The organism is Pseudomonas maumuensis (genome assembly GCF_019139675.1).
GTDB lineage: Bacteria > Pseudomonadota > Gammaproteobacteria > Pseudomonadales > Pseudomonadaceae > Aquipseudomonas > Aquipseudomonas maumuensis.
Window position 1 is genome coordinate 4,771,380 of the sequence record NZ_CP077077.1, and the last position, 18,389, is coordinate 4,789,768.

An 18,389-nucleotide genomic window follows, 5' to 3' on the forward strand; every position below is an offset into this window, starting at 1 on the left:
TACCCTCACCGTTCGATCAGCGCAATGCGCTTGTTGTACCAGTTCATCAACAGCGAAATGCTGATGCTGATGGCGAGATAGACGCTCATGGTGATGGCGATCACCTCGATGGCCTGGCCGGTCTGGTTGAGCACGGTACCGGCGAACAGCGAAACCATCTCCGGGTAGCCGATACCGGCGGCCAGCGACGAGTTCTTCGCCAGGTTCAGGTACTGGCTGGTCAGCGGCGGGATGATCACCCGCAAGGCCTGGGGAATGATCACCTTGCGCAGCGTCGGGCCTTCGCGCAGGCCCAGCGAGCGGGCCGCCTCGGTCTGGCCGTGGCTGACCGAACGGATGCCCGAACGCACGATCTCGGCGATGAACGCCGCGGTGTAGATGGTCAGCGCCAGGGTCAGCGCCAGCAGCTCGGGGATCAGCACCCAGCCACCAACGAAGTTGAAGCCCTTGAGCTGCGGCACTTCCCAATGCACCGGGCTGCCGAACAGCAACGCGCACACGCCGGGGATGCCGATCAGCAGCAGCAGGCCCACCCAGAACTTGTGGAATGGCTGGCCGGTTTCATCGAAACGCTTGTTGGCCAGGCGCACCATCAACACGATGGCGACGATCGCCAGTACCAGCGCGATCACGAACGGCCAGAAGCCCTCGGCCATCGAGGCGCCGGGCATGTTCAGGCCACGGTTGCTGATGAAGAAGGTGTCGTCGATATTGATGCTGCCCCGTGGCCCCGGCAGGGTCAGGAACACGGCGAAGTACCAGAACAGGATCTGCAGCAGCGGTGGAATGTTGCGGAAGGTCTCCACGTACACCGTCGCCAGCTTGTTGATCATCCAGTTCGGCGACAGCCGCGCCACGCCGATGATGAAGCCCAGCAAGGTTGCCAGGATGATGCCGATGAAGGTCACCAGCAGGGTATTGAGCAGACCGATGACGAACACCCGGGCGTAGCTGTCCGATTCCACGTAGGGGATCAGGTGCTGGGCGATGCCGAAGCCAGCGCTGCGCTCGAGGAAGTCGAAACCAGAGGTAATGCCCCGGTGCTGCAGGTTGGTCTGGGTGTTGTGGAACAGGTACCAGCCCAGGCCCACCACGAACACCACGGTGAGGATCTGGAACAGCCACGCGCGCACACGTGGATCGCTAAGGGAAAACCCTTTCCGTGCGCCGATTTGATTTTGCATGAAGTGCCCCGAAAAGAAGGGATTCGAACGACCCGCGGCGGCAGGATGCCGCCGCGGGTGCAGCCATCAGCGCACAGGTGGCGCGTACTGGATGCCGCCGTTGTTCCACAGGGCATTCATGCCACGGTCGATCTTCAGGTCGGTGCTCTGGCCCAGGTTCTTCTCGAACACTTCGCCATAGTTGCCGACTTGCTTGACGATCTGCACTACCCAGTCCTTGGGCAGCTTGAGGTCCTTGCCGTACTCGCCATCGGCGCCCAGCAGGCGGGCGACGTCAGGGTTCTTGGTGGACTTGGCCTCGGCCTCGACGTTCTTCGAAGTGACCCCTGCTTCTTCCGCGTTGAGCATGGCGAACAGGGTCCACTTGACGATGCTGAACCATTCCTCGTCGCCCTTGCGCACGACAGGGCCCAGGGGCTCCTTGGAGATGGTTTCCGGCAGCACCACGTACTCGGTCGGCGCGGCCAGCTTGGAGCGCTGGGCGAACAGCTGCGACTTGTCCGAGGTCAGCACGTCGCAACGGCCGGACTCCAGCGACTTGGCGCTCTCGTCGGAGGTGTCGAAGGTGATCGGGGTGTACTTCAAGCCATTGGCACGGAAGTAGTCGGAGACGTTCAGTTCGGTGGTGGTACCGGCCTGGATGCAGATGGTGGCGCCGTCGAGCTCCTTGGCGCTGGAGACACCGAGCTTCTTGTTGGCGAGGAAACCGACGCCGTCGTAGTAGGTGACGCCGGCGAACACCAGGCCCATGCCGGCATCGCGCGAGCTGGTCCAGGTGGTGTTGCGCGACAGCACGTCGACCTCGCCGGACTGCAGCGCGGTGAAGCGCTCCTTGGCGTTGAGCTGGCTGAACTTGACCTTGGTCGCATCGCCGAACACGGCGGCGGCCACGGCGCGGCACACATCGGCGTCGATGCCGACGATCTTGCCCTGTGCGTCAGGCACCGAGAAGCCGGGAAGACCATCGCTCACGCCACACTGGACGAAGCCCTTCTTCTTCACCGCGTCGAGGGTGGCGCCGGCCTGGGCGAAGCTGGTGGCGCCCAGCGCGGCGGCGGCGGTCAGGACTGCCAGGGTGGTTTTCAACATCTTCATCAACAACCTCCAAATCGCTCTTGTTGTATGAGCCGGAATTGCACCGCACCCTTATGAGGCGCATCCGACCCCTTGTTGGCTTGTTTTTGGGTCAATTGGCGCAATGGGCTGTTCTATGACAGCCTTCGATCCACACGAGGGGTGTTACCGGGACCGGCCCACCTCTTCGCATGGCAAGGACATAGCAAAGGGCGTACCACAGTCGAAGGCTTAAGCGATTAAGCGGTAGTCAAGTAGTAAAAGTTGTAGAGTTGCGACATCTTTTTCTGGCATTAACCGCCAATGCCTTCTTTTTACGCACTACATCAGTACGCAAGCACTCTTTCGGAGCAGTCATGACCAACCCGCTGATTCTCGAACCTCAGAAAACCGCCGACGCCTGTGTGATCTGGTTGCACGGTCTGGGGGCCGACCGTTACGACTTCCTACCTGTGGCGGAATTTCTTCAGGAGCGCCTGCTGAGCGCTCGCTTCATCATGCCCCAGGCCCCCACCCGCCCCGTGACCATCAACGGCGGCTACGAAATGCCCAGCTGGTACGACATCAAGGCCATGACCCCGGCGCGGGCCATCGACGAAACGCAGCTGGAGCAATCGGCTGATCAGATCATTGCCCTGATCAAGGCGGAACAGGCCAAGGGCATCAACTTGTCACGCATCTTCCTCGCCGGCTTCTCCCAAGGCGGCGCCGTGGTGCTGCACACCGCCTATATAAAGTGGCAGGAGGCGTTGGGCGGGGTGATCGCGCTCTCGACCTACGCGCCAACTTTCACCGATGGCCAGCAACTGAGCGCCTGCCAGCAGCGCACACCGGCACTATGCCTGCACGGCGTGCATGACCCGGTGGTGATCCCCGCGATGGGCCGCACGGCGTTCGAGTACCTCAATACCTGGGGCGTGGCCGCCCAATGGCATGAGTACCTGATGGAGCACGAAGTGGCGGTGGCGGAGCTGAACGACATCCACGATTGGCTGAGCCGTCAGTTGCAGTGATTCTGTAGCCCACCCTGCATTGCACTACGCCGCGCCCGATTCTTGCATTACACTGCCCGGCGTACATTCCTTAACCAGTTGACGAGACGACCGTGCTCAAGGCACTCAAGAAAATTTTCGCCAAGGGAGACGCCGCGCCACAGGCCGCCGAGCCCGTCGCCGCGACCCCGCCCGCGCCAGCCGCGCAACCGGTTGCCGCCAAGGCCCCGGCGCGCCAGTCCGCCAAGCCCAAGGCCGCCTCCAAGGCCCAGTCCGAGCCGCAGCCAGCAGGCCAACCACGTGCCGAGCAAGCGCCCAAGGACAAACCGCGCCGCGAACGCAAGCCCAAACCCCAGGCCAGCCTGTGGAAGCCCGAGGACTTCGTGGTCGAGCCGCAGGAAGGCAAGACCCGCTTCCACGACTTCAAGCTCTCCAACGAGCTGATGCATGCCATCCACGACCTCGGCTTCCCCTATTGCACGCCGATCCAGGCCCAGGTCCTGGGCTACACCCTGCGCGGCCAGGACGCCATCGGCCGGGCCCAGACCGGCACCGGCAAGACCGCCGCGTTCCTGATCTCGATCATCTCGCAGCTGCAGCAGACCCCACCGCCCAAAGAGCGCTACATGGGCGAGCCGCGGGCGCTGATCATCGCCCCGACCCGCGAGCTGGTGGTGCAGATAGCCAAGGATGCCCAGGCCCTGACCAAGTACACCGGCCTGAATGTGATGAGCTTTGTCGGCGGCATGGACTTCGACAAGCAGCTCAAGTCACTGGAAGCACGCCATTGCGACATCCTGGTGGCCACCCCGGGCCGCCTGCTGGACTTCAACCAGCGCGGCGAGGTGCACCTGGACATGGTCGAGGTGATGGTGCTGGACGAGGCCGACCGCATGCTCGACATGGGCTTCATCCCCCAGGTCCGCCAGATCATCCGCCAGACCCCGCCCAAGAGCGAGCGCCAGACCTTGCTGTTCTCCGCCACCTTCACCGACGATGTGATGAACCTGGCCAAGCAGTGGACCACCAACCCGGCCATCGTCGAGATCGAGCCGGAAAACGTCGCCAGCGAAACCGTCGAACAGCACGTCTATGCCGTGGCCGGCAGCGACAAGTACAAGCTGCTGTACAACCTGGTCACGCAGAACAAGTGGGAACGGGTGATGGTGTTCGCCAACCGCAAGGACGAGGTTCGGCGTATCGAGGAAAAGCTGGTGCGTGACGGCATCAACGCCGCCCAACTGTCGGGCGACGTGCCGCAGCACAAGCGGATCCGCACCCTGGAAAGCTTCCGTGAAGGGCGTATCACCGTGCTGGTGGCCACCGACGTGGCCGGCCGTGGCATCCATATCGACGGCATCAGCCATGTGATCAACTTCACCCTGCCGGAAGATCCGGACGACTACGTGCATCGCATCGGCCGCACCGGCCGCGCCGGTACCAGCGGCGTGTCGATCAGCTTTGCCGGTGAGGACGATTCGTACCAGTTGCCGGCGATCGAAGAGTTGCTGGGGCGCAAGATCAAGTGCGAGATGCCGCCGGACGAGCTATTGAAGCCCGTGCCGCGCAAGCATCACTGAATGGCAGGATCGGGGCCGCTACGCTGCCCTATCGCCGGCAAGCCGGCTCCCACAGAGATACGCGCTCCTGTGGGAGCCGGCTTGCCGGCGATCCGGGGCGCCGCCCCGGCCAGCGAATAGAGCATCACCAGCGGCCCGCCGCATCCTGGTCGCTCTGCTTGCCTTCCACCCAGCGCGGCCCTTCCTGGGTATTCTCCTTCTTCCAGAACGGCGCCCGGGTCTTCAGGTAGTCCATGATGAAGTTGCAGGCATCGAACGCTGCCTGCCGATGCGCGCTGGCCACGCCGACAAAGACGATCGGCTCGCCCGGTTCCAGGGCGCCGATGCGGTGCAGTACCTCGACCTTGAGCAGCGGCCAGCGCCCTTCGGCCTCGACCACGATCTTGGCCAGGGCCTTCTCGGTCATGCCCGGATAGTGCTCGAGGAACATCCCCGCCACCTCCCGGCCATCGTTGAAGTCACGCACATAGCCGACAAAGCCGACCACCGCGCCCACGCCGACATTGGCGGCGTGCATGGCGTTGACTTCGGCGCCCGGGTCGAAGGCCGCCTCCTGAACGCGCACGGCCATGGTCAACCTCCGGTCACGGGTGGGAAGAACGCGATCTCGTCACCCTCTTCCAATGGCTCATCGAGCCGGCACAGCTCTTCGTTGCGGGCACACATCAGGTTCTGCTCGGCCAGCACCGCGTAGTGCCCACCCTTGCCCGCCAAGGCCTGGCGCACGTCGTCCAGCACCTTGAAGTCGCCTTCCAGGCGCTCGGCGTCGATGCCCAACAACTCACGGTAGCGGGCGAAATACATGACCTTGACCTTCATCACCCCTCCACCTTGTAGTGCCCGCTCTTGCCACCGGTCTTCTCCAGCAGGCGCACCTGCTCGATGACCATGCCTTTGTCCACTGCCTTGCACATGTCGTAGATCGTCAGCGCGGCGACGCTGGCGGCGGTGAGCGCCTCCATTTCAACGCCGGTCTGCCCGGCCAGCTTGCAGCGCGCGACGATATGCACCACGTCCTCGCCCTCGGCGGCCAGCTCGACCTTGACGCCGGTGAGCATCAGCGGATGGCACAGCGGGATCAGGTCGCTGGTCTTCTTCGCCGCCTGGATGCCGGCGATGCGCGCCACGGCGAACACGTCACCCTTGGGGTGTTGGCCATCGACGATCATGCGCAGGGTGTCCGGCAACATGCGCACCCGTGCCTCGGCAATCGCCTCGCGGGCGGTCACGGCCTTTTCAGTGACGTCGACCATGTTGGCGCGCCCCTGGGAATCAAGATGAGTCAGCACTGCTCTGCTCCTGGGAAGGGATAACAGAGTGTAAACCTGCCGGTCAGCTTTGAGCAGAGGGCAGAACAGCGCATCGCGGGGCAAGCCCGCTCCCACGGTGGGAACGGGCTTGCTGGCGACAGGTTACAGGTGCGATTCGGCGTACTCGGCCAGTACCGAGCGTGGCACGCCCTGCAGGGTGATATGAACGCCGTGGGGGAAGTCCTTGAAGCGCTCGGTGAGGTAGGTCAGCCCGGAGCTGGTGGCCGACAGGTAGGGGGTGTCGATCTGTGCCAGGTTGCCCAGGCAAACCACCTTCGAGCCGGTCCCGGCACGGGTGATGATGGTCTTGATCTGGTGCGGCGTGAGGTTCTGGCACTCGTCGATGAGGATCAGGCTCTGCTGGAAGCTGCGCCCACGGATGTAGTTCAGCGACTTGAACTGCAGCGGCACTCGCTCGAGGATGTACTCGACACTGCCGTGGGTGCTCTCGTCATCCATGTGCAAGGCTTCGAGGTTGTCGGTGATGGCGCCCAGCCAAGGCTCCATTTTCTCCGCCTCGGTGCCCGGCAGGAAGCCGATCTCCTGGTCCAGCCCCTGCACGCTGCGGGTGGCGATGATGCGCCGGTAGCGCTTGCTGACCATGGTCTGCTCGATGGCCGCGGCCAGCGCCAGGATGGTCTTGCCCGAGCCCGCCGCGCCGGTCAGGTTGACCAGGTGGATATCCGGGTCGAGCAAGGCGAACAGCGCCAGGCTCTGGTGGATATCACGTGGCTTGAGCCCCCAGGCCTCCTGGTGCAGCAGCGGTTCCTGGTGCAGGTCGAGCAGTAGCAGCTCGTCATTGCGGATGCCCTTGATCCAGCCGACGAAGCCCTGTTCGTCGATGATGAACTCGTTGACATGTACCGCCGGCAGGTTATCGATCAATTGCACCCGATGCCAGGTACGGCCACGCTCCTGGCGAGTATCGACCTTGCTCACACGGTCCCAGAATGAGCCCGTGACCGAGTGGTAGCCCTTGGACAGCAAGGACACATCGTCGACCAACTGGTCGGTGCTGTAGTCCTCGGCGGCGATGCCGCAGGCACGCGCCTTGAGGCGCATGTTGATGTCCTTGGTCACCAGCACCACGTCGAGGTCCTTGCGCTTGGCGCGCAGGTCCAGCAGCTGGTTGATGATGATGTTGTCGGCGAGGTTCTCGGGGAGCAGGCGGTTGGGCTCGTTGCGCGTGCTCATGAGGATGGACAGGAAGCCCTTGGGCCCGCTCTTGCCGCGCTGGATCGGCACGCCCTGCTCGACATCGCTGGGCGAGGCGTCGCCGAGGGTCTGGTCGATCAGGCGGATGGCCTGGCGACATTCGGCGGCGATCGTCTGTTTACCGGTCTTGAGCTTGTCGAGTTCCTCCAGCACCGTCATCGGTATGGCGACGTGGTGCTCCTCGAAGTTGAGCAGGGCGTTGGGGTCGTGAATCAGGACGTTGGTATCGAGCACATACAGGATTGGCTGGTTGGAGGAAGCGGTGCGTCCTTGGTCATCCATACTCGTTCACCTTATGTGAAAGCCACACGGCGCGAACGGCTGCGCCGCAGAGTGACTGCCGTTCTCCCCGTATCCGCGTCGTTACGGGCGGGAAGCTCACCTGGCAAGGAGGGCGTGGATGACGCCACCTGTGCTGCAGGGTTCGGCTGTCTGGTTCCTTGATACCGCAAAAACCATGACCGAAAAAAGTCTTTTTACGCTCAGGTGAAGTTTATTTTTCGGATTGACGAACAGGGCTTGGCGTGGGCCTGGAGCAGGACTACAGTCAAAGATCAGGTGCCGCAACAAGCCCATTCACGCGCGTACGAAACGCTGACGCAGCACGTCGCTCAGGGCATCCACCAACAGCACCAGCAGCAGCATGGCAACGATCACCGTGCTGGCCTGGGCCTCCTGGAACAAGCTCAAGGTCGCGTAGAGCATCTGCCCCAGCCCACCCGCGCCGACGAAGCCCAGCACGCTGGCCATGCGGATGTTGTTCTCCCAGCGATACAGGCTGTACGCCAGCAACTGCGGCCACAGGTTGGGCAAGGTGCCGAAGCAGAAGGCCGCCACTTGGCTGCCGCCCTGCAGGCGTATCGCTGCTGCCGGCTCGGGCGGTGCATTCTCCAGCGCCTCGGCGAACAGTCGCCCCAGTACCCCGGCGGTGTGCAGCGCCAGCGCCAAGGTGCCGGCATTCGGCCCCAGGCCTGCGGCCAGGACCGTGAGCGCCGCCCAGACCAGCTCCGGAACAGCCCGCAGCGCATTGAGCAGCAGCCGCGCCACGCCCTGCAACGGCCAACCGAAGCGACCGGCGGCGGGCAACGCCAGTAACAGGCCGAGCAGCATCGCCAGCAAAGTACCCAACCCAGACATCGCCAGGGTTTCCAGCGCGCCACGGCCTACGGCGCGCAAGTGTTCGAAGGAAAGATCCGGCTGCAGGAAGCGTCCGGCGTACTCCGCCATCTGGCCGAGCCCGCCATTACCGATTACTCCGTGCAGGTCCAGTTCCAGGTAGGCGAACGAAGCGCTCACCGCCACCGCGATTCCCAGCAGCACCAGCAGGTTGATCGCCCGGTTCATGCCAGCCTCCCGCGCAGCAGGCGGCTGAGCAGGTCGGCCAGCACCACCAGCACCAGGAACGCCAGCAACATGCTCGCCACCTGGTCGCCAGCGAACATGCGCATCGACAGGTCGATCTGCTGCCCCAGGCCACCGGCACCGACGAAGCCCATCACCACGGAAGCCCGCACCGCGCACTCCCAGCGGTAGACGGTGTACGACACCACCTCCGCCGCGGCGTTGGGGAGGATGCCGTAGCAGAACGCCGACAAGCGACCGCTGCCGGCCTGCAGCAAGGCATGCGCCGGGCGCTGGTCCACCGACTCGAAGATTTCCGCGTAGACCTTGCCGAGCATGCCGCTGTAGGTGATGGCGATGGCCAGCACCCCGGCGGTCGGCCCCAGGCCCACGGCGCGAACGAATAGCAGCGCCCAGACGATCTCCGGCACGCTGCGCAGGAACACCAGCAGGCCACGCACCGGCAGGCGCAAACCCCGTGACCAGAAGCCAGGGCGACCGCCCTGGGACGCCGCACGCAGTGACAGCGCGCGGCTGGCCAGCAGACTGGCCGGCACCGCCAGCAACAGGGCCAGGGCCATGCCGGCAGTCGCCACGGCCAAGGTCTGCAACGTGGCAGCCCAAAGCAGAACGAGAAAATCCGCATCATGGGCCGGCGGCCAGAAGGCGCCGACGAAACTGGCCATCTGTTGACGGTTTTCCGCCTGCAGCAGCACGCCGGGGTTCAGCTCGCTCAGGTGAAGTCCCGGCCACAGCAGCGCCAGGCACAGCAGCGTCAGCAGCAGACGAGGCAGCGCCGCGGGGTCGCGGGCGTCAGCGTTCAGCATCGCGGAATCTGCACGCTAAGGGCCGCTCCCGCACTGACCGGCGAGGCCAACTGTTCATTGGCATACAGCGCCTCGAGCAGGCTTTCGCTCACCGCCTGGGCCGGGCAGTCGAAGGCCACCCGCCCTTCGCGGATACCAATGACCCGTGGGAAGTGCGCCAGCGCCAGCTCCACCGCATGCAGGCTGGCGACCAGCGTCACGCCGTGCGCCTGGGCATGCCGGTTGAGCAGCGCCAGGCTATGATCGGCCAGGACCGGGTCCATCGCCGAAACGGGCTCATCGGCCAGCAGCACCTCCGGACGCTGGTACAGCGCCCGGGCGATGCCGACCCGCTGCAGCTGCCCTCCGGACAACTGCCCGCACTGGACGAACAGCTTGTCCGCCAGCCCCAGTTCAGCCAGGACCTGACGAGCCCCCGGCACATCGCCCGGATGCACCAGGTTGAGCAGGCCGCGCAACGTGCTCCATTGCCCCAGCCGACCGGCCAGCACCGCCGTCACCACACGCTGACGCGGCGGCAACGGAGGCGCCTGATGCACCAGGCCGATACGCGCGCGCAGGTGCTGGCGCGCGCGCGCCGACAACGCCCACGGCTGCGCGTCGAGCACATCGAGCTGCCCGGCGCTGGGCCTGGTGGCGGTGGCCATCACGTGCAGTAGGCTGGATTTACCGGCCCCGGAGGGCCCGATGATCGCAACCCGCTCACCCTTGTCGATACGCAGGTCGACAGCATTCAGGGCCTGTACCTTGCCGTGGCGCAGGCTGGCCTCGTGCAGACGAATACTCACTTCAGCAGGCCGGCCTCGCGTGCGGCCTGCTCGGTGCCCTGGTAGTTCTCAGGCTTGGTCTCGATGAAGCGGCTAGCGGCCTGCAGGTCGAGGATCGCCTTGTCCGAGGGTTTTGCCGGATCGAGGGCGAGGAAGGCTTGCTTGATCTTCTCTTTCAGCGCCGGGTCCAGATTGCCGCGCACGGTCCAGTTGTAGTCGTAGTAGGTCGGGGTGGTGGCGAATACCTTCACCTTGCCGGTATCGACCTTGCCAGCATCGACCAGTTTCTGCCATACGCTGGCGTTGAGTACGCCTGCATCGACCTTGCCCGCCGCCACCCAGGCCACGGTGGCGTCATGGGCACCGGAGTAGGCGACACGGCTGAAATAGCTCTCAGGCTTGATGTTGTCTTCCTTGAGCATGAAGTAGCGCGGCATCAGACTGCCGGAGGTGGACGAGATCGAGCCGAAGGCGAAAGTCTTGCCCTTCAGGTCGGCCAGACTCTTCACCTCCGGATTGGCGGTGATGAACTTGGAGGTGAACTGGGCGTCCTGTTCGCGCTGCACCAGTGGCGTGGCGGTCGGGTCTTTCAGGTGTACCTGGACGAAGGTGAAGCCCCCCAGCCAGGCCAGGTCCAGGCGATTGCTGGCCAGCGACTCGACCACCGCCGGGTAGTCGGCGACCGGCACGAACTGCACCTTCATGCCCAGTTGCTGCTCGAGGTATTCACCCAGCGGCTTGAATTTGCGCAGCAGTTCGGTCGGCGCTTCATCAGGGATGGCGCTGACGCGCAGGACATCGGCGGCCTGGGCGACGACCGCGCAGCAGGACAGGACGAGGCCGGCAGCGAGTGCCAGTGGGCGTTTGAGCATGGGGGTTCTCCGGTTGCATAGCGGGGAAAGCAGCCTGAAGCCTGGGCTTGCGACTGATCGAGGGAAGTATAAGAGCCGAAGGCACAAAGGTCAGCTTTGCTACAATCGCGCATCACGAAAATCCGAGGTGCGTATGAGCGAGCCGATTCGTCTGACACAGTACAGCCACGGCGCCGGCTGTGGCTGCAAGATTTCTCCCAAGGTGCTGGATGTAATCCTCGCCGAGAGCGGTACGCAGGCGCTGGACCCGAACCTCTGGGTCGGCAACGCTTCGCGCGACGATGCCGCGGTCTATGCCCTGGACGACGAACGCGGAGTAGTGTCGACCACCGATTTCTTCATGCCCATCGTCGATGACCCGTACGACTTCGGTCGCATCGCCGCCACCAACGCCATCAGCGACATCTACGCCATGGGCGGCGACCCGCTGATGGCCATCGCCATCCTCGGCTGGCCAGTCAACGTGCTGCCCCCGGAAGTGGCCCGCGAGGTGATTCGCGGTGGCCGCGCGGTCTGCGCCGAAGCCGGCATCCCGCTGGCCGGCGGCCACTCCATCGACGCCCCCGAACCGATCTTCGGCCTGGCCGTCACCGGCGTGGTGAACAAGCGCCACCTCAAGCGCAACGACACCGCCAGCGTCGGTTGCCGCCTGTACCTGACCAAGCCACTGGGCATCGGCATCCTCACCACCGCCGAGAAGAAGGCCAAGCTGCGCGACCAGGACCAGGGCCTGGCCCGCGACTGGATGTGTACCCTCAACACCCCGGGCAGCCGCTTCGGCAAGCTCGACGGCGTGCAGGCGATGACCGACGTCACCGGCTTCGGCCTGCTCGGCCACCTGGTCGAAGTCGCCGAAGGCAGCGGCCTCACCGCACGCCTGCAATTCGCTGCGGTGCCGCGCCTGCCCAGCGTCGAGCATTACCTGGCCGAGGGCTGCATCCCCGGTGGTACCCTGCGCAACTTCGACAGCTACGGCCATAAGATCGGCGCGCTGAGCGACCAGCAGAAGCACCTGCTGTGCGACCCGCAGACCAGCGGTGGCCTGCTGGTGGCGGTCAGCCCGCAAGGCGAGGCCGAGTTCCTCGCGGTGGCCCGAGAGCTCGGGCTCGAACTGGCGCCGATCGGCGAACTGGTCGAGCGACAGAGCCACGCAGTCGAGGTGATCTGATGCGTCCCGACTGCACCGAGCTGAAACAGCTGTTCCTCGACGACGTGCCGCTGATGGACATGCGCGCGCCGATCGAATTCACCAAGGGTGCCTTCCCCGGCGCGGTCAACCTCCCCCTGATGACCGACCAGGAACGGCAGAAAGTCGGCACCTGCTACAAGCAGCAGGGCCAGGCTGCCGCCATCACCCTGGGCCACCAGTTGGTCAACGGTGCGGTGAAGCAGCAACGCCTCGACGCCTGGGCGGCATTCGCCCAGGCTCATCCCGACGGCTACCTCTACTGCTTCCGTGGCGGCTTGCGCTCACAGATCGTCCAGGGCTGGCTGCAGGAAGCCGGTATCCAGTACCCCAAGGTGGTGGGCGGCTACAAGGCCATGCGCAGCGTGCTGCTGGAGACCACCCAGCAAGCGGTGCAGCACTGCGACTTCGTGCTGGTGGGCGGCCTGACCGGCACCGGCAAGACCGACGTGCTGCTCCAGCTGGACAACGTGCTGGACCTGGAAGGCCATGCCAACCACCGCGGCTCCAGCTTCGGCAAGCGCGCCACCGCGCAGCCGGCGCAGATCGATTTCGAGAATGCGCTGGCCATCGACATTCTGAAAAAACGTGACCGGGGCATCGGCCAGTTCGTGCTCGAGGACGAAGGCCGTGTGGTCGGCAGCTGCGCGGTGCCGCTGGAGCTGTACCAGGGCATGCAGCGCTATCCGCTGGTGTGGCTTGAGGACAGCTTCGAGCATCGCGTGGAGCGCATCCTGCGCGACTACGTGATCAACCTGTGCGCCGAGTTCATCGCCGTGCATGGTGCAGAGGCCGGCGGCGCGCTGTTCGCCGAACGCATGCGCCAGAGCATGACCAACATCTACAAACGCCTGGGCGGCGAGCGCTTCCAGCGATTGTCGGCGTTGCTCGACCAGGCGCTGGACGAGCAGTTGCGCAGCGGCGACGTGAGCCTGCACCGAGGGTGGATAGAAGGGCTGCTCAAGGAATACTACGACCCGATGTACGCCTACCAGCGTGCGGCCAAGGCGCAACGGATCGAGTTCGCCGGAGACGGGGTGCAAGTGCGTGAGTACCTGAAGGCCCGGGCGCTGCGTGAGCAACGCAGCACCTGATTCGCGGATGGCACATCACTGCCCCGGGCTGAGCACCCGTTCCAGCTCAGCCGCCCGGTCCTTGCTCATGTCCATCTCGCACATCGCACCTTCGATGCGGTAGATGCTGCCGTTGCTCAACTTGCCGTGGAACGCACAGTTGCCATCGCGGTATTTCATCCAGGTGCGCTGTACTTCGCGCAGGTCCTTCTGCTGCTGGCTGTCGAGCTTGGCCATGAGCTGCTTGTAGACCCGGTTCAGCCGGTCATCCTGCAACTGGGTTTCGGCCTGGATGCAGGCGCCCATGGCCAGGGTGCTGGAGGCCTTGTCCATGCACTGGGTGTAGGTGGGCGAATAGTCCTCGGCCTGGGCGCCGGCAACGATCAGCAGGGCGGCGGCGCCGACCAGGCAATGCTTGAACATGGGCTTTCCTTTTCGCGGATGAGTGCGGCACAGCCTAGCACCCTGCCGCGTCGTCGTTCACGCACAGCGCCTGGATTTGCGTCCGCAGCCAGCGGTGCCCGGCATCGCCGTCGCGCCGCGAGTGCCAGGCCTGGGCGAAGGCGAACGGCGAGATCGCCAGGGGCGGCGCGAACTGGCGCAGGGCGGGGTCCAGGCGAGCACCGGCGAGGCTGCGCCGGGCCACGGTGAGCACCAGGTCGGTCCCGGCAATGACACTTTGGGCCACGCCCCAATGCGGCAGGGTCAAGGCGATGCGCCGACGCGCGCCCAAGGTGGCCAGAGCCTGGTCGATCTCGTTGTCGATGCCGGGGCGCACCGCCACCAGCACGTGGGGCCGCGCCAGCCACGAGTCCAGCGCCAGGCCGCCACGGGACGGCAGGCTGGCGCGGTCGGCCAGGCAGACGAAGGACTCCTCGAACAGCACCTGCTGGGCCATTTCCGTCGGCAGCTCGGGAAACACACCCAACGCCAGGTCCGTCTCACCGTCGATCAGTTGGCCGAGCATCGCTTCGCGGCTGCCCTGGGACACCACCAGGTCGATACCTGGCGCTTCGCGGCGCAGCTGGCGCATCAGCGTCGGCAACACCACGCGGGCTCCGTAGTCGGACATGGCCAGGCGAAAGGTACGCCGAGCCCGCGCCGGCTCGAAGCCCGGCGTGCCGAGCAATCCGTCGAGTTGCTGCAAAGCCTCCTGCAAAGGTGCGTGCAGGGATTCGGCGCGGGCAGTCAGTTGCAGGCGGCCACCGCGTCGCACCAGCAGCGGATCGGCGAAGATCTCGCGCAACTGCGCCAACGCATGGCTGACCGCCGGTTGGCTGCGGTGCAGGCGCAATGCCGCACGCGAGACATGCTGCTCGCTGAGCAGGGCGTGCAGGGTCAGCAGTAGATTGAGGTCGATACGGCGCAAATCATCCATGCTACGAATACAGCCTGTGCAAAATTCGAATTTCCATCATTGAAGTGCATAGCGAAGACTAAGGCCAGTGTTTTGATCAGGAGTAGACACCATGCCCGCCAACCTCTTCGCCACCCTCCCCTTGCTCATCGCCCTGCTCGCCGGGGCGGCCGTGCCGTTTCAGGCGGGCAGCAATGCCGCGCTCGGGCGCCTGCTCGGCCATCCGCTATGGGCGGCCGGGGTGTCGTTGCTGGTCAGCCTGCTGATGCTGGTGCCGGCCCTGCTGCTGATGCGCGCGCCTCTGCCACAGGTGCAGCAACTGGCCCATGCGCCCTGGTGGGCCTGGTTCGGCGGGGTTGCCGGGGTGCTCTACATCACCGCCGCGCTGGTGCTGACGCCACGGCTGGGAGCCGCGGGGTTCATCGTTTGCGTGGTGGCCGGGCAGGTGCTGTCGTCGCTGTTGATCGACCAATTCGGCTTGATGGGGTTGCCGGAACGGCCGGTCAACCTGCTGCGGTTGGCCGGGGTGGGGATGATCGTGCTGGGAATGATCGTGGTGCAGTGGGGGACGGCGCGCTAAGACCATCACAAGGTTTGCGGCTGCTCCGGGGGCACGATCACCTTGTGCGGCTCGAAGCGCAGCGACGGCATCTGCGTACCGGCATACAGCGTCACGCTCAGCGCCGCGATCAACGCCACATCGAGCCAGCCCCAGCCCGGTACATCCGCCGCCGAACGGGCCTTCCAGCACCACCAGAGCTGCCCCAGGCAGAACAACAGAATCGCCAACAACCACAGGTAGAAACCCGCTCCGAAGCCCGTCACATCCTGGAAGGCATAACTCTGGTTATCCGGCAGCCGTTCGATGGTAAAGCTGCTAACCGCCAGGTACAACGCCAGCAAGCCGCAGCCCAGCGCCAGGCGCCGGAACCGCCGGTGGGCGAGGATCGCCAGTGCCAGCAGGGGGTTGGCCAACCACTGGTAGAGCCCGAAGGCGATGCCCCAAGGGCCGTAGAGCAGCATCTGCAAGGCCGGCACATGCCGCCCGGCGCCCGTCAGGGCGCCGTCGAAGGCCAGGCTCAGCAGGTACAGGGCGAGGCTGGTGGTCAGGTAGAAAGCGGGCAAGTCAGGCACCTGCTGAAAGCGGACGAGATGCGACCTTAACCCAGCACCTGCTGGCTTTCCAAACCCAAGACTGCCTGTGCCTGCTCCATCGGCTCATCGGAACTGCGAATTTGCACGCCTAGGCTGGGCATCTTGGTCGCCACGTAGATCGTGGTCATGAGCACCGCGATCAACAGCACATCGAACCAGCGCCAGCGCGGCATATCCTGCGCCGTTTGCGCCTTGCGGCACCACCACCCCTGCCCCAGGCAGAACAGCAGGATTGCCAGTGTCCACAGGTAGTAGCCGGGGCCGAAACCGGTCAGCGGCAGGAATTCATAGCTGCGGTTGTCCGGCAGCCGCTCGATACCCAGGCAACTGAGCGCCAGGCCCAGGGCGATCAGGCCAGCGCCAAGCGCCACCCGGCGAAAACGCCGACGGGCGAGGATCGCCAGCCCCAGCAACGGATTGGCAAACCACTGGTACAACCCGAAGGCAATGCCCCATGGGCCCATGACCAGTATCTGCAACGCCGGCATATGCCCGTCGACGCCCATCAGCAGGCCATCGAAACACAGGCAAAGCAGGAACAGCACAAGGGTGAACAGCACATACAAAGCAGGCACGCGCAGGCTCCATCCAGCAGCGAAAGGCGCGACCATAGCGCAAGCGGGCGTCAGGCGACAGGCGGCTCGAGCAGCAGACCATAAAGCCCCGAGTCAGACAGCTCACCGGCCACGCACCAGCGCGCACGCAAAGTGCCTTCCAACACGAAACCCTGGCGCTCCAAGGTGCGCGCCGAGCCCTGGTTACGCGGGTCGATTTCCGCCTCCAGGCGGCGCAGGTGCAGGGTGTGGGCGAGGTAGTCGATGAAGCAGGTCAGCGCTTCGTCCATGTAGCCCCGGCCCTGGGCGGACTTGGCCAGGCAGTAGCCGATCTCGCCCCGGCGCGAGCCCTCTTCGAGGTTGAACAGCTGGACCATGCCGATCAACTCGCCGTTGTCTCGGCGGTACATGCCCAGCTTGAGCAACTGGCCGGCGGCATAGGCCTCGCGGTCGGCGGCCAGGGCGCTCTCGGCCTCGGCCAGGGTCTGCCAGGGGGCGTGGTACCAGTAACGCATCACTTCCGGGTCGGCCATGATGGTCAGCCACTGCTGCGCATCGCCATGGCGCATGGGGCGCAGCTGCAGGCGTGGGCTGTCGAGGCACAGGTCGCTGGGGAAACTGCGGGGGTCGGGCACGCCGGGACTCCTGTCCGGTGGTGAGGAGATGACAGTCTAACGACAGTGGCTCGGTCTGGCATCCCTGGGGCCGCTTTGCGGCCCTTTCGCCGGCAAGCCGGCTCCCACAGGCATTACACAAAACCCGGTGGGAGCCGGCTTGCCGGCGAAAGGGCTGCGCAGCAGCCCCCATTCACCGCGCTCGATTCAACCCCAATTCCATGTCATCGATCAGCCCCTTGGCCAGCCCACTGAGAATCCGTGCGGCACTGCCGGCCATGAGGTCCCCTTCCATCTCCGCCTCGGTGGTGAAATGCGCCACGCAGCCGAGCAACACCGACAGGTCGCCGAAGGCGTGGTCGAACGGGATGCCGGGCTGGATACAGAAGATCGCGAGGCAGGTGGTCTTGCCCTGGGTCGGGCCGGGTTTGAAGTCGTCGCTCATACCGGCGCCCCCTTGGCCCGGGCGTGGCGGACCAGCGAGATGACCAGTTGGCCGAGGATCTCGATGCTGTCCATCATCACGTCGAGGCGCGCGTCGCGCTGGCAGACGGTGTAGGCGTGGACGGTGTCGCTGAGGATGTGCATCAGCTTGTTGGCATGGGCCATGGCGTCCTCGGGGTCGAGGTCGCTGATGATGGTGACGAAGGGGATTGGATAGGGTGGGTCGGGTACAAGTTTTTTCATGGTTACTCCTCGAAATTGAAATTCAGGAACAACCACCTTGATCCTTCTCACAGATTAGGGTGGCAGTCGTACGCATGGTGAGAAGCCCGTGTGTAACCATGAATCCACGGTCAGGCCAAAGCCTGCACGCGCACGACCGCCATTGACGAAATCGACATGGTTCACACAACGGGCTTCTCACACCCGGTCGCCATATGTGACGACCCAGTGACGGTACCCCTGATGTATTTCCCGGCCAATTCAGAGCCTTCCGGCAGGCGCGAAGGATAGGTCCGAAGCGCTGGCTGGCTGAAGGATTTGGTTTCAAATTCGGAAATGTCTTACGGGTGTGGGTCGAGGTTTTGATCGCGTTATGGCGGCCAGGTGCTTGACGATGGCCTTGCAGCGCCTATGAGACCGAGCGCCGCCCGCGCGGCGCATCGCTGGCAAGCCAGCTCCCACATTTGTTTCCGGCCAGTCTGTCCTGTGAAGTTGTCGCTGTCCGCCTTGGTGCATGTCTTGAGACAGGTGGGACACCAGTGGCGCCCACACTGAAACCGCGTCGTACCCACAAGGCGTACAGCCGCGGCAGCGCAGGCATAACTGGCCCGAAACAAATGTG

At 64.7% G+C, this 18,389-nt stretch carries 22 protein-coding genes; 5 read left to right on the forward strand and 17 right to left on the reverse strand.

Translation table 11 applies throughout. The features are described from left to right. Positions 1–5: 5 nt before the first annotated feature. Both KSS90_RS21330 and KSS90_RS21335 read right to left on the reverse strand, forming a co-directional pair. Positions 6–1,184 (reverse strand): amino acid ABC transporter permease, encoded by a 1,179-nt coding sequence (locus KSS90_RS21330; protein ID WP_217867163.1) that lies wholly within the window; start codon positions 1,182–1,184, stop codon positions 6–8. Positions 1,185–1,250: 66 nt separating this feature from the next. Next, a complete protein-coding gene (locus KSS90_RS21335) occupies positions 1,251–2,279 on the reverse strand; it encodes an amino acid ABC transporter substrate-binding protein (RefSeq protein ID WP_023629381.1) in 1,029 nt (342 codons plus the stop codon). Between the two features lie 335 nt (positions 2,280–2,614). Here KSS90_RS21335 and KSS90_RS21340 point away from each other — a divergent pair, with 335 nt between their 5' ends. Together KSS90_RS21340 and rhlB are read left to right on the forward strand one after the other, a co-directional pair. Further along, positions 2,615–3,271: an alpha/beta hydrolase gene (locus KSS90_RS21340; protein WP_217867164.1), complete on the forward strand. Its 657-nt coding sequence runs from the start codon at positions 2,615–2,617 to the stop codon at positions 3,269–3,271. A gap of 92 nt (positions 3,272–3,363) precedes the next feature. After that, complete coding sequence (gene rhlB / locus KSS90_RS21345) at positions 3,364–4,830, forward strand: ATP-dependent RNA helicase RhlB (protein WP_217867165.1); 1,467 nt, start codon at positions 3,364–3,366, stop codon at positions 4,828–4,830. Positions 4,831–4,954: 124 nt separating this feature from the next. Here rhlB and moaE read toward each other — a convergent pair whose 3' ends face one another. The 8 genes from moaE to KSS90_RS21385 all read right to left on the reverse strand — a co-directional run bounded on the left by moaE (position 4,955) and on the right by KSS90_RS21385 (position 11,162). Next, positions 4,955–5,401: a molybdopterin synthase catalytic subunit MoaE gene (gene moaE, locus KSS90_RS21350; protein WP_139668757.1), complete on the reverse strand. Its 447-nt coding sequence runs from the start codon at positions 5,399–5,401 to the stop codon at positions 4,955–4,957. Positions 5,402–5,403: 2 nt separating this feature from the next. After that, positions 5,404–5,649, reverse strand: coding sequence for a molybdopterin converting factor subunit 1 (moaD, locus tag KSS90_RS21355; RefSeq protein WP_023629385.1), 246 nt, complete (start codon positions 5,647–5,649; stop codon positions 5,404–5,406). Beyond that, positions 5,649–6,119: a cyclic pyranopterin monophosphate synthase MoaC gene (gene moaC, locus KSS90_RS21360; protein ID WP_046857035.1), complete on the reverse strand. Its 471-nt coding sequence runs from the start codon at positions 6,117–6,119 to the stop codon at positions 5,649–5,651. Before moaC ends, moaD begins: the two co-directional genes overlap by 1 nt. Before the next feature lie 123 nt (positions 6,120–6,242). Continuing rightward, positions 6,243–7,637: a PhoH family protein gene (locus KSS90_RS21365; RefSeq protein ID WP_217867166.1), complete on the reverse strand. Its 1,395-nt coding sequence runs from the start codon at positions 7,635–7,637 to the stop codon at positions 6,243–6,245. A gap of 294 nt (positions 7,638–7,931) precedes the next feature. After that, a complete protein-coding gene (phnE, locus tag KSS90_RS21370; RefSeq protein ID WP_217867167.1) occupies positions 7,932–8,699 on the reverse strand; it encodes a phosphonate ABC transporter, permease protein PhnE in 768 nt (255 codons plus the stop codon). Beyond that, positions 8,696–9,523, reverse strand: coding sequence for a PhnE/PtxC family ABC transporter permease (locus tag KSS90_RS21375; protein WP_217867168.1), 828 nt, complete (start codon positions 9,521–9,523; stop codon positions 8,696–8,698). Before KSS90_RS21375 ends, phnE begins: the two co-directional genes overlap by 4 nt. Next, on the reverse strand, positions 9,517–10,311 hold the full coding sequence (locus KSS90_RS21380; RefSeq protein WP_217867169.1) for a phosphonate ABC transporter ATP-binding protein: 795 nt from the start codon (positions 10,309–10,311) through the stop codon (positions 9,517–9,519). The genes KSS90_RS21375 and KSS90_RS21380 overlap by 7 nt, the downstream gene beginning before the upstream one ends. Beyond that, positions 10,308–11,162 (reverse strand): putative selenate ABC transporter substrate-binding protein, encoded by an 855-nt coding sequence (locus KSS90_RS21385; RefSeq protein ID WP_217867170.1) that lies wholly within the window; start codon positions 11,160–11,162, stop codon positions 10,308–10,310. Before KSS90_RS21385 ends, KSS90_RS21380 begins: the two co-directional genes overlap by 4 nt. Positions 11,163–11,295: 133 nt before the next feature. Between KSS90_RS21385 and selD the strand changes: the two genes are divergently transcribed. After that, on the forward strand, positions 11,296–12,330 hold the full coding sequence (selD, locus tag KSS90_RS21390; protein WP_217867171.1) for a selenide, water dikinase SelD: 1,035 nt from the start codon (positions 11,296–11,298) through the stop codon (positions 12,328–12,330). Continuing rightward, the gene (gene mnmH / locus KSS90_RS21395; protein WP_217867172.1) at positions 12,330–13,442 is read left to right on the forward strand and encodes a tRNA 2-selenouridine(34) synthase MnmH; all 1,113 of its coding nucleotides are present in this window, start codon (positions 12,330–12,332) and stop codon (positions 13,440–13,442) included. Before selD ends, mnmH begins: the two co-directional genes overlap by 1 nt. A 15-nt stretch (positions 13,443–13,457) precedes the next feature. Here the strand turns inward: mnmH and KSS90_RS21400 are convergent, their stop codons facing one another. Together KSS90_RS21400 and KSS90_RS21405 are read right to left on the reverse strand one after the other, a co-directional pair. After that, the gene (locus tag KSS90_RS21400; RefSeq protein WP_094010239.1) at positions 13,458–13,844 is read right to left on the reverse strand and encodes a lysozyme inhibitor LprI family protein; all 387 of its coding nucleotides are present in this window, start codon (positions 13,842–13,844) and stop codon (positions 13,458–13,460) included. 34 nt (positions 13,845–13,878) lie between these two features. Further along, positions 13,879–14,799: a LysR family transcriptional regulator gene (locus tag KSS90_RS21405; protein ID WP_217867173.1), complete on the reverse strand. Its 921-nt coding sequence runs from the start codon at positions 14,797–14,799 to the stop codon at positions 13,879–13,881. 91 nt (positions 14,800–14,890) lie between these two features. Between KSS90_RS21405 and KSS90_RS21410 the strand changes: the two genes are divergently transcribed. Continuing rightward, positions 14,891–15,358, forward strand: a complete 468-nt coding sequence (locus tag KSS90_RS21410) for a DMT family transporter (protein WP_217867174.1) — start codon at positions 14,891–14,893, stop codon at positions 15,356–15,358. A 5-nt stretch (positions 15,359–15,363) separates the two neighbouring features. Here KSS90_RS21410 and KSS90_RS21415 read toward each other — a convergent pair whose 3' ends face one another. From KSS90_RS21415 to KSS90_RS21435, 5 genes are all read right to left on the reverse strand, one after another. Next, a complete protein-coding gene (locus KSS90_RS21415; protein WP_217867175.1) occupies positions 15,364–15,903 on the reverse strand; it encodes a hypothetical protein in 540 nt (179 codons plus the stop codon). Positions 15,904–15,938: 35 nt separating this feature from the next. Continuing rightward, positions 15,939–16,508, reverse strand: coding sequence for a hypothetical protein (locus KSS90_RS21420; protein WP_225933101.1), 570 nt, complete (start codon positions 16,506–16,508; stop codon positions 15,939–15,941). A 50-nt stretch (positions 16,509–16,558) separates the two neighbouring features. Continuing rightward, complete coding sequence (locus tag KSS90_RS21425) at positions 16,559–17,122, reverse strand: GNAT family N-acetyltransferase (protein ID WP_134690010.1); 564 nt, start codon at positions 17,120–17,122, stop codon at positions 16,559–16,561. Positions 17,123–17,294: 172 nt separating this feature from the next. Further along, positions 17,295–17,546, reverse strand: a complete 252-nt coding sequence (locus KSS90_RS21430; RefSeq protein ID WP_217867177.1) for a DUF3077 domain-containing protein — start codon at positions 17,544–17,546, stop codon at positions 17,295–17,297. Beyond that, complete coding sequence (locus tag KSS90_RS21435; RefSeq protein ID WP_217867178.1) at positions 17,543–17,788, reverse strand: hypothetical protein; 246 nt, start codon at positions 17,786–17,788, stop codon at positions 17,543–17,545. The genes KSS90_RS21430 and KSS90_RS21435 overlap by 4 nt, the downstream gene beginning before the upstream one ends. Between the last annotated feature and the right edge of the window lie 601 nt (positions 17,789–18,389).